Genomic DNA, 7,149 nt, shown 5'->3' with positions numbered 1-7,149 from the left:
TTATTGAGGTTAGCTCCGGTGATATCATTCGCCAGATCCCCGACGAAAAGATGTTGGAAGTTGCTAGAGATCTTGCTGCTAGTGCATCAGGGTTAATCGCCATGAAGATATAAACCATTAATTGAGGAAAACGATTCATGAGTATGAGCCCGATGGGGATGGGTGGTGGCCTAGATATTAATTCTATGGTGAGCAAAATAGTTGAAAGCGAGCGCTTACCAAAGCAGCAGCGCATCGACCGTGAGCGTTCAGACATAGACATGAATATCAGTGGTTATGGTCGTCTGCAAGAATCGTTAGATACTATGAAAACTCTGATGGCGACTTTTCGTCAAGAGGATACGTTTGCCTCGAGAAGTGTGAATATCAGTAATGAAGATGCCGTTCATGCGACTGCATCACCAGATGCGCTTGCCGGTAAATACTCGATTGATGTATTGCAATTGGCACAAGCACAAAAGTTAGCATCGTCTCCAGTAAAAGAGGACGCAAGATTTGGCCCTGGTGAGTTAACGATTCATCTTGGTGAAAAAGAGTTCTCACTGACGGTCGTTGGTGATCAGAATAAAATCACCGACATTGTACGACAAATTAACAGCGCGCCTGGTAATCCGGGAGTGCAGTCTTCTATCGTTAAAGACGATGGCGGATCTCGTCTGATTCTTGCCTCTGACAAACCAGGGGAAAGCAATGAAATCAAAATCGATGTAAAAGCTAAATATAATAATACATTGCATCGTTTTGGATTTAATCCTGATTTTGATCCTTCAGTGTCGACTGAATACGATATTCCGACGTTATTAGCGCAACAATCTCCTCAAGCGCCAGTTCAAATAACAAAAGAAGAAGTGAAAGATCTGTCAGATGAAGAGAAATTCGCTTATTTCAAACCACTTATTGATAACGCAAAACGTGAGACGGCTGAACTTGATCAAGCGGCCAAAGAAGTCGTTCAGCAGCAAGAAGCGACAGCGGCATTGTCTACGTTAGAAGATCCAACGGATCCTACCTCTGGCATGTCTGGTTGGAGCGAAAGAACAGCGGGTACATTACAAGCCGCATTACCAAGTGCTGATGAAAAAATTGAATTAGCAAAAGCGGCAAAGCAAGGTGATCAATCAGCCGCAGAAGCCCTTGCCGAAATTGGACAAACACCTGACACCGTATTTAATGCCGCGGGCATTACTTATGAACCATCTCAACCTGCGCCAAAGAAAGACGTCGTTGAGATAGCAAAAGAAAAAATTGAACAAGTTCCTACTGCACTTAAAGAAATAGCGAAGAAAAAGCTAGAGCCCATTGAAGATTTAGTGGATCAAATGAAGCCAAGAAAACCCCTTTATTCAGGGCTTCAAGAAGTGCAATCGGCAACCAGTGCTAAAGTGGTGTTAGATGGTGTAGCTCGAATTAGTAGTGACACCAATGTTATTCAAGATGCAATTCAAGGCATTGATTTAACATTAAAGAATACAACCACAAAAGACGGTAAACGTGTTGAATTAGACGTTGAGTTTGACCGAGCGAGTGTGAAAGCCGCTATCGAGCAGTTTGTAACAACCTATAACCAGTTTTATCAAACCACGCAATCACTGAGTGGGTTTGATCCTGCGACAGGGGAAAGTGGACCATTGGCTGGGGACAGTGTCGTTCGTTCTGCTGAATCTCGTTTAAAGTCAGTCTTTGTTGCTCCAGTGGAATCGGCACCTAAAGGGATAAAAACCTTGATCGAGCTTGGTATCTCAACCACTCGTCAAGGCTCTTTAGAAATCAATGATGCAATGCTTGATCGTCAATTGAATGAGAACTTCAGTCAAATGCACACATTTTTTGACGGTTCTAAAGGTTTTGCTAAAAAAGTTGAAGACGTTATTCAGAGTATGACTGGGGTCGCGGGGCCAATTCGTACACGTATGAATACGTTACGTGACCAGAATTACCGTTTAAATGATCAACAAGTTGATTTGGATCGTCGAATGGACAGTGTTCAAGAGCGAACTCGCAATAAATTTGCCAACATGCAAGATGTGACAGGGAAAATGAAAGCCCAATTGTCTGGCATGATGAATGCGTTAGGTTAACAAGCAGAGTAGAAGCCAAAAAAGGTGTTACCGATGGATTTATTAGCAAAATTGAACGAATTAGATCAGCAATTACAACAAGAATATCAAGCCCACGATATTAATTTTGAATTGCTGGCTACTTTTTTATCAGATCGGGAACAACTTTTGCATGACTGTATGCAAGTGTCAGAAATAGTGAATTCTACTGAATGGCAAACCGCAATTGCACGAACTGAATTGATCATTAAACAAATGACCACTCTAAGTCAGCAATTTGCATTAGATTATCAAAAGTTGAACCATGCGAAAAAATCGGTTCAGCTCTATAGAAAATTTCAATAATACTGAGGAAATACGATGAGAGGCTCACTACAGGCATATAAAAAGGTATCAATTGATAGCCAATTAAGTGCTGCATCACCTCATAAGGTCATTCAAATGTTGATGGCTGGTGCAATTGAGCGCCTGATCCAAGGGAAAGCAGCAATGCAACAAGGCAATACTGCTGTAAAAGGCGAGCGTCTTGGTAAAGCATTAGATATCGTAATTAGTTTACGTTCTTGTTTATCAATGGATGACGGCGGTGACATTGCGAGCAACCTAGATTCTCTGTATGATTTTATGATCCGTCAAATTTCACAAGCAAATCAAAATAATGAAGCTCAACCGATTGATGATGTGGTTGAGATGCTGCGTGAAATCAAATCTGCATGGGATCAAATCCCCGCTGAATTTCATAATTTGACAGCCGATCAAGTCGGAATATAACAATTACGTATAAATCAAATTTAGTTTTAAATTATTATACTAACCTCTCATTTACCGTACGAGTGATGATATGGCGTCGATAGATTGACGCTCATGGTTGCCTTATTTTTCTTATGCTATAAAATGGTGAAACAATTTTGTTGCTGTTCAATGAATTGGCCAATTAAATCAAAGAATTAAGGCATATCACACTCCTATGCAAGGTTTAGCAAAGACACTAATTATTGAAGATGACGATCAGAACCGACATAATCTTGAGGTAATTCTTGAGTTTATTGGCGAGCATTGTCATGCTATCTCAACATCAGAACTGTCTACTTTTGACTGGAGTGATCCTTGGAGCGCATGCTTTTTAGGTAAAGTTACTGATGAATCCTTAAAAAAATCAATCAAACACTCACTGGTTTCTCATAACCATATTCCCGTTATCATGATTGCGGGGGCTACGCATGATATTGAGGATTTAACCAACTACGTGGGTGAATTGAATCAACCGATTAACTATCCTCAACTGACAGATGCCTTGCGTCATTGTCAAGAATTCATGGGTCGTCGTGGCTTAGGTATTCCTCATCTTGGTAGAAAAAATACGTTATTTCGCAGTATGGTTGGACAAAGTTCAGCGATTAGCGCCGTTCGTCATTTGATTGAGCAAGTGTCCGGTACCGAAGCAAGTGTACTTGTATTGGGTGAATCTGGTACGGGTAAAGAAGTGGTTGCTCGTAATCTGCATTATCATTCTCCTCGTCGTAAAGGACCATTTGTACCGGTTAACTGTGGTGCGATTCCTCCTGATCTTCTTGAAAGTGAACTCTTTGGTCATGAAAAAGGCGCATTTACTGGGGCAATCACTGCTCGTAAAGGTCGTTTTGAATTGGCTCAAGGTGGTACGCTTTTCTTAGATGAAATCGGTGATATGCCAATGTCGATGCAAGTGAAGTTACTTCGAGTACTTCAAGAGCGTTGTTTTGAGCGTGTTGGTGGTAATCAAAGCATTAAAGCGGATGTACGTATTGTTGCGGCAACGCATCGTAATCTTGATGAAATGATTGAAAATAACAGTTTTCGTGAAGACCTTTATTACCGCTTAAATGTCTTCCCAATTGAAATGCCTGCTTTGCGTGAACGTAAACAGGATATTCCGTTATTACTGCAAGAATTACTAACAAGAATGGAAGCAGAAGGCAGTACTCGTGTGCGCTTAACGCCTCGTGCTGTTAATTCATTAATGGAACACCATTGGCCGGGTAACGTCCGTGAACTGGCTAATTTAATTGAACGCTTAATGATCTTATTTCCTGGTGAGTCGGTTGACGTTAACCATTTACCCACTAAGTATCGTTACAGTGATATTCCTGAATTTCAACCAGAAAACCACAATCAGCAAAGTATTGAAGAGCAAGAACAAGCTGCCTTAGCGGATATGTTTGCAAACTTCAATGATGGTGGTGTACCTCAAGTAAATAATCAAAGTTTTGGACCTTCTTCAAGTGATTTACCTGAAGATGGATTAAATCTAAAAGAGATGCTTGCGGATGTCGAAGTTAATATGATCTGCCAAGCGTTAGAAGCTCAGAATGGCATTGTTGCTCGTGCTGCTGATATGCTAGGTATGCGTCGTACGACTCTTGTTGAGAAAATGCGTAAATACAATCTAAATAAAGATGACGTCAGATAGTGTGTGACAATTAATTGACTCGTCACTGTCAATAAGTTTTTAGATTAACTTATTGATAATTAACAATAAAAGGGCTGGCATGTAAAATGCATTAGCCCTTTTGTTGTTTTGGCGGGAAATAAATATATGCAAGGTAATATTGAGAGTGAATCTTACTCACTTCTTGGTTCAGTAGAAGAGCAAAATACACGATATAAGCAAGTGCTTGATGTTATGCCTGCTGGTGTGATCCTATTGGATACCCAAGGCATTGTGTGTGAAGTAAACCCTGAAGCGGTTAAGTTATTAGGTCCGCCATTATTAGGTGAACGTTGGTTTGAAGTCATTCAACGATCGTTTGATCCTAAAGAAGATGATGGTCACGAGATCTCTTTACGCAGTGGACGAAAAGTACGTTTAGCTATTTCTGCGTCTGCGACGGGCCAGTTGATTCTTATTACGGATTTGACTGAAACTCGGCTATTACAATCTCGCGTCAGTGATCTACAGCGTTTATCTTCATTAGGTAAAATGGTGGCTTCTTTGGCTCACCAAGTAAGAACGCCACTATCAAGCGCCATGCTATATGCCTCTAATCTAGGCTCTCCAAATCTCCCTGCCGCGACACACAAACGATTTCAAACCAAACTTGTTGATAGACTTCATGATCTAGAAAAACAAGTGAATGACATGCTGTTGTTTGCCAAAGGCGGCGACAATAAAGTGGTTAAACCTTTTTCAATTGCAGAGCTTGTTGCTGAATATCGCCCAATGGTAGAAACCGCATTGCAATCGAATAACGTTGATTACTACTTAGAAGTTGAGCATGAACATACAACGATGATGGGAAATGCAAACGCCATTGCAAGTGCCATCAGTAACCTCATTATGAATGCGATTCAGGTCATTGGAAAAGGCGCTCAAATTGATGTCTTTTTTCGACCAGTTAACGGTTTCTTAAAAATATCGGTGCAAGACAACGGCCCCGGTATTCCACTTGAGCTACAAGATAAAATTATGGAACCCTTTTTTACAACACGGTCACAAGGCACAGGTCTTGGTTTGGCGGTTGTTCAAATGGTTTGCCGAGCACACAAAGGGCAATTAGATTTGTATTCAAAACCAGATGATGGTGCGTGCTTCACCATGTCAATTCCTCTAACCACTACTCAAACTGATTCTGGAGAATAACAATGGCTCAAAGCAAAGTATTAATTGTTGAAGATGATGAAGGCTTACGCGAAGCATTGATCGACACATTGGAATTGGCAGGTTATGAGTGGGTAGAGGCGGATAGTGCGGAAACTGCATTACTTATCTTGAAGAAAGAACCCGTTGATATTGTTGTTTCTGATGTGCAAATGGCAGGAATGGGTGGATTAGCCTTGCTTCGTAGCATTAAATTAAATTGGCCGAATTTGCCCGTTTTATTGATGACCGCTTACGCCAATATTGAAGATGCCGTTTCAGCAATGAAAGATGGCGCAATTGATTACATGGCGAAGCCGTTTGCGCCAGAAGTGCTGCTTAATATGGTCAGTCGCTATGCGCCAGTTAAAAACGAACAAACAGGCAATGCTATTGTTGCTGATGAAAAAAGCTTAAAATTACTTAAGTTAGCTGACAAAGTGGCAAGAACTGACGCGAACGTGATGGTACTTGGGCCTAGTGGTTCAGGTAAAGAAGTTATGTCTCGCTATATTCATAATAATTCCCAACGCAGTGAAGGGCCTTTTATTGCCATTAACTGTGCGGCAATTCCAGATAATATGTTGGAAGCAACTTTATTTGGTTATGAGAAAGGTGCCTTTACTGGTGCAGTTCAAGCGTGTCCGGGCAAGTTTGAACAAGCTCAAGGTGGCACTATTTTACTGGATGAAATCAGTGAAATGGACCTTAACTTACAAGTTAAATTGCTTCGAGTGCTTCAAGAGAGAGAAGTGGAACGTTTAGGTGGCCGTAAGAGCATCAAATTAGATGTTCGTATTTTGGCAACCAGTAACAGAGATCTTAAGAAATACGTTGAAGAAGGTAATTTCCGTGAGGATTTATATTACCGACTAAATGTGTTCCCAATTGCATGGCCGCCATTAAAAGAACGTAAAGGGGATATTATTCCTCTGGCTCAACATTTGGTTGAGCGTCACTGTCAAAAACAAGGCCTGCCAGTGCCGACATTAACCTCTGAAGCGATTGCCAAATTAGAGATGTATCCTTGGCCTGGTAACGTACGTGAATTAGACAATGTTGTTCAACGTGCTCTTATTTTGGCAGAAGAGAATTACATCACTGCGGATGACATATTACTTGAAGGTGTTGATTGGGCTGATGCAAGTAGTTTACAGAAAATAGTCAGTGGTGAAGTGCCAACGATTAAGCCTGAGCAACAAATACCGTCAATAAATGAACCTTCAGTTGAATCAACAGATAGCGTCAATATGGATGCATCAAGTTCGTCGACAGGGCTGGGTGGGGAATTACGTGAGCAAGAATACATTATTATTCTTGAAACGATTAAAGCGTGTGATGGAAAGCGTAAAGAAGTGGCTGAAAAGCTAGGTATCAGCCCAAGAACACTGAGATATAAATTAGCAAAAATGCGTGACGCTGGAATAGATATCCCAAGTTAAACAATGGGTTACGTTTATTGATATTTTGGTATGT

6 protein-coding genes and 1 pseudogene are annotated in these 7,149 nt (G+C 41.0%); all 7 read left to right on the top strand.

The window, feature by feature from the left end; all coding sequences use genetic code 11:
- Positions 1-113: pseudogene (locus AACV33_RS14665) on the top strand (flagellar protein FlaG); the annotation flags it as partial.
- A 24-nt stretch (positions 114-137) separates the two neighbouring features.
- On the top strand, positions 138-2,078 hold the full coding sequence (fliD, locus tag AACV33_RS14660) for a flagellar filament capping protein FliD (RefSeq protein WP_182700362.1): 1,941 nt from the start codon (positions 138-140) through the stop codon (positions 2,076-2,078).
- Between the two features lie 33 nt (positions 2,079-2,111).
- Positions 2,112-2,402, top strand: a complete 291-nt coding sequence (locus AACV33_RS14655) for a hypothetical protein (RefSeq protein WP_017023463.1) — start codon at positions 2,112-2,114, stop codon at positions 2,400-2,402.
- A 15-nt stretch (positions 2,403-2,417) separates the two neighbouring features.
- Complete coding sequence (gene fliS, locus AACV33_RS14650) at positions 2,418-2,828, top strand: flagellar export chaperone FliS (RefSeq protein WP_012550815.1); 411 nt, start codon at positions 2,418-2,420, stop codon at positions 2,826-2,828.
- Between the two features lie 196 nt (positions 2,829-3,024).
- Positions 3,025-4,506 carry a sigma-54 dependent transcriptional regulator gene (locus AACV33_RS14645; protein ID WP_017023462.1) on the top strand — a complete coding sequence of 494 codons (1,482 nt, stop codon included), beginning with the start codon at positions 3,025-3,027 and terminating at the stop codon, positions 4,504-4,506.
- A 126-nt stretch (positions 4,507-4,632) separates the two neighbouring features.
- Positions 4,633-5,676: a sensor histidine kinase gene (locus AACV33_RS14640; protein WP_017023461.1), complete on the top strand. Its 1,044-nt coding sequence runs from the start codon at positions 4,633-4,635 to the stop codon at positions 5,674-5,676.
- A 2-nt stretch (positions 5,677-5,678) separates the two neighbouring features.
- A complete protein-coding gene (locus tag AACV33_RS14635; protein WP_023603885.1) occupies positions 5,679-7,115 on the top strand; it encodes a sigma-54-dependent transcriptional regulator in 1,437 nt (478 codons plus the stop codon).
- Positions 7,116-7,149: the final 34 nt, after the last annotated feature.

Source organism: Aliivibrio sp. SR45-2 (assembly GCF_963890165.1).
In the GTDB taxonomy this organism is placed as follows: domain Bacteria; phylum Pseudomonadota; class Gammaproteobacteria; order Enterobacterales; family Vibrionaceae; genus Aliivibrio; species Aliivibrio salmonicida.
The sequence above is the reverse complement of the archived record's forward strand: the minus strand, read 5'-3'. Positions and strand labels throughout refer to the sequence as shown.

Coding starts and splice junctions, on each gene's coding strand:
- fliD (WP_182700362.1), top strand. CDS start 138: ATGAGTATGAGCCCGATGGGGATGGGTGGTGGCCTAGATATTAATTCT.
- AACV33_RS14635 (WP_023603885.1), top strand. CDS start 5,679: ATGGCTCAAAGCAAAGTATTAATTGTTGAAGATGATGAAGGCTTACGC.
- fliS (WP_012550815.1), top strand. CDS start 2,418: ATGAGAGGCTCACTACAGGCATATAAAAAGGTATCAATTGATAGCCAA.
- AACV33_RS14645 (WP_017023462.1), top strand. CDS start 3,025: ATGCAAGGTTTAGCAAAGACACTAATTATTGAAGATGACGATCAGAAC.
- AACV33_RS14655 (WP_017023463.1), top strand. CDS start 2,112: ATGGATTTATTAGCAAAATTGAACGAATTAGATCAGCAATTACAACAA.
- AACV33_RS14640 (WP_017023461.1), top strand. CDS start 4,633: ATGCAAGGTAATATTGAGAGTGAATCTTACTCACTTCTTGGTTCAGTA.